This window comes from Streptomyces sp. RP5T, from assembly GCF_003933965.1.
Classification (GTDB): Bacteria; Actinomycetota; Actinomycetes; order Streptomycetales; family Streptomycetaceae; genus Streptomyces.
Map to the genome: position 1 here is coordinate 1 of NZ_RSAJ01000898.1, position 2,402 is coordinate 2,402.

General features: G+C 72.0%; 3 protein-coding genes and 1 pseudogene. 3 read left to right on the plus strand and 1 reads right to left on the minus strand.

Going from position 1 to position 2,402, the window contains the following annotated elements; translation table 11 throughout:
* Positions 1-56: 56 nt before the first annotated feature.
* The gene (locus EHS43_RS42640) at positions 57-899 is read right to left on the minus strand and encodes a nitroreductase/quinone reductase family protein (protein ID WP_125195830.1); all 843 of its coding nucleotides are present in this window, start codon (positions 897-899) and stop codon (positions 57-59) included.
* Between the two features lie 193 nt (positions 900-1,092).
* On the opposite strand from EHS43_RS42640, the gene EHS43_RS42645 reads away from it, so the two are divergent.
* From EHS43_RS42645 to EHS43_RS48550, 3 genes and pseudogenes are all read left to right on the plus strand, one after another.
* Positions 1,093-1,716: an RraA family protein gene (locus tag EHS43_RS42645; RefSeq protein ID WP_125195831.1), complete on the plus strand. Its 624-nt coding sequence runs from the start codon at positions 1,093-1,095 to the stop codon at positions 1,714-1,716.
* Positions 1,713-2,204: an HAD domain-containing protein gene (locus tag EHS43_RS42650; RefSeq protein ID WP_125195832.1), complete on the plus strand. Its 492-nt coding sequence runs from the start codon at positions 1,713-1,715 to the stop codon at positions 2,202-2,204. Before EHS43_RS42645 ends, EHS43_RS42650 begins: the two co-directional genes overlap by 4 nt.
* A 51-nt stretch (positions 2,205-2,255) precedes the next feature.
* Positions 2,256-2,402: pseudogene (locus EHS43_RS48550) on the plus strand (SAM-dependent methyltransferase); the annotation flags it as partial.

A 2,402-nucleotide genomic window follows, 5' to 3' on the forward strand; every position in this document is an offset into this window, starting at 1 on the left:
GGAGTGGAGGGTCGGGGAGGGGTGACGTCCCTCCCCGACCGGCAGGTACTGGCAGGTCAGGCGTGGTCGAGGAGGGGGATCAGGTGCTCCTCCTCGTACGCCAGGTGGGCCTCCAGCTCGTGCGTCAGGCGGGTGACCTCCGTGCGGACGGAGACGAGGTCCGTGCCGGCGAGTGCCTCCCGCAACTCCTCGACCAGCGTGGCGATGTGTGCGTGCTCGGTGCGGAGACGGTCGAGGGCCGGTCGCGCCTCCGGGTGGCGGTCGGCCAGGAACGGGAACATCGCCACGTCCTCGCCGGTGTGATGGTTGTGCAGCCCCTGGCAGAAGGTGAGGCAGTTGACGCGGAGTTGGGCGCCGAGGGTGGTGGTGCCTGAGGCCAACTCTCCTCTTATCAGGGCCAGTTCGCGGCGGAAGACGTCATGGACCAGCCTGATCGCCTCACCGGGGGAGGAGGCGTTGATGTTCGGCGGGCCCGGGCGGGCGATCTCGTGCAGGGCGACCACGGGGAGGACCCGGTCGGTCTTCTCCTGGTACCCGGCCCAGCCGCGGTCCGACTCCACGGCCCGCGCGAAGGCGTGGTCCCGTTCCTCGCCGGTCAGCACGACCGCCCTCGCCTCGTATGTGAACACCCCGCTCTCCACGGTGACTTGAGGGTGTGCGACGAGGTTGCGGTACCAGTCGGGGTGGCGGGGGGAGCCGCCCGCCGAGGCGATCACGAGGATGCGGTCGCCGCCGTCGGGAAGGTAGGCGACGGGGGTGGTGTGCCGGGCGCCGGTGCGGGCGCCGGTGGTCGTGAGGAGGATCAGGCGGCCGCCCTCGAAGGGGCCGCCGACCCGGCCGTGGTTCGCGCGGAACTCTTCGATGATCCGCTGGTTGAAGTCCTGGACGGGGTGGGGCACTCTCTCTTCTTTCTCTCGCTGGTCTTCATGGAGACGAAGGCGGAGAGAAAGAGGCGGGCTCCTGGCCCTCCCCCACTCTCGACTGCGCTCGAGCGGGGGGACCCCCATCGGCCTCACCCAGAGGCCGGGCACCCAATTCGCTCACGGCACGAGGCCGACCCGGCAGTCATGTACGCACGGTAACGTCCGCGGCATGATCGAGACCACCGAGTTTGCGGACATTCCCACGACCACCCTGGCCGATCTGCTCGGCCGTGACCGGGTCATGGACATCGGAATCCGGCCGCTGTGGGGTCCGGTGCCGAGAGTCGCGGGTGCCGCCTTCACCGTGCGGTGCCCTCCCGGCGACAACCTGATGCTGCACGCGGCGATCCACCGGGCGCCGGCCGGCTCGGTGATCGTCGTCGAGTCGGGGGACCTCGACCATGCCCTGGCCGGGGGGAACGTCTGCGCGGTCGCGCAGCGGCGGGGGATCGCCGGGTTCGTCCTCGACGGGCTGATCCGCGACCTCGCCGAGGTGCGGGAGGCCGGGTTCCCCGTCTTCGCGCGCGGGGTCATCCCGATCCCGGGCGCGAAGAAGGTGGTGGCGCCGCTGGGGGAGGACGTGCGGTGCGGCGGGGTGCGGGTCGAGGCCGGGGACGTGGTGGTCGCCGACGAGGAGGGGGTCGTCGTGGTGCCCGCCGCGCGGCGGACCGACGTCCTCACCGGCGCCCGCGCCAAGCTGGCGAAGGAGGCCGCCGAGACCCTCGACGACTGGGCGGCGGCGCACCGGGCCCGTATCGACGAGATCCTCGCGGAGGGCGGGTTCGAGGGGTGAGGGCACTGCTCTTCCTGGACGTCGACGGGACGCTGCTGCCGTTCGGGGCGGTGGGGCCGTATCCGGTGCATGAGCCGGCCGTCCCGCTGTACGAGCCTGGCCATCCGCTCCTGACCCGCGTGGACCCCGCGCTGGGCGCCCGTCTGAGGTCGCTCGGCTGTGCGCTGGTGTGGGCCACGACCTGGGGCGAGGACGCCAACACCGTGCTGTCCCCGTGGCTGGGACTGCCTCGGCTGCCGCTGGTGGACTGGCCGGACTCGGACGAGGCGGCGGAGACCGGCCTGCACTGGAAGACCCGGCCTCTCGTCTCCTGGGCGGCGGGGCGTCCGTTCGTCTGGGTCGACGACGAGGTCACCGAAGCGGACCGAGCCTGGGTGGCGGCACACCATCGAGGACGTGCCCTCGTGCACCGCGTCGCTCACCAAGTGGGTCTCACCGACGCGGACTTCGCCGTGCTGGAGGCCTGGCTGGCGCGCGGGGAGGAGTGAGCCCGCGATATCGGGTGGCCGGCCGGACCCCCCTCCCCTACGGTCGCCCGCATGGCTGACGAAGGCTTCACCCATCCGCGGCTGGCCGCGATCTACGACGCCCTCGATCCCGATCGCGGTGACCTCGACGCCTACCTCCGCATGGTGGAGGAGTTCGGGGCGCGGCAGGTGCTGGACATCGGCTGTGGGACCGGAGTG

Excerpts from the sequence above, each read along its gene's own strand:
- EHS43_RS42645 (WP_125195831.1), top strand. The coding sequence starts at position 1,093 with ATGATCGAGACCACCGAGTTTGCGGACATTCCCACGACCACCCTGGCC.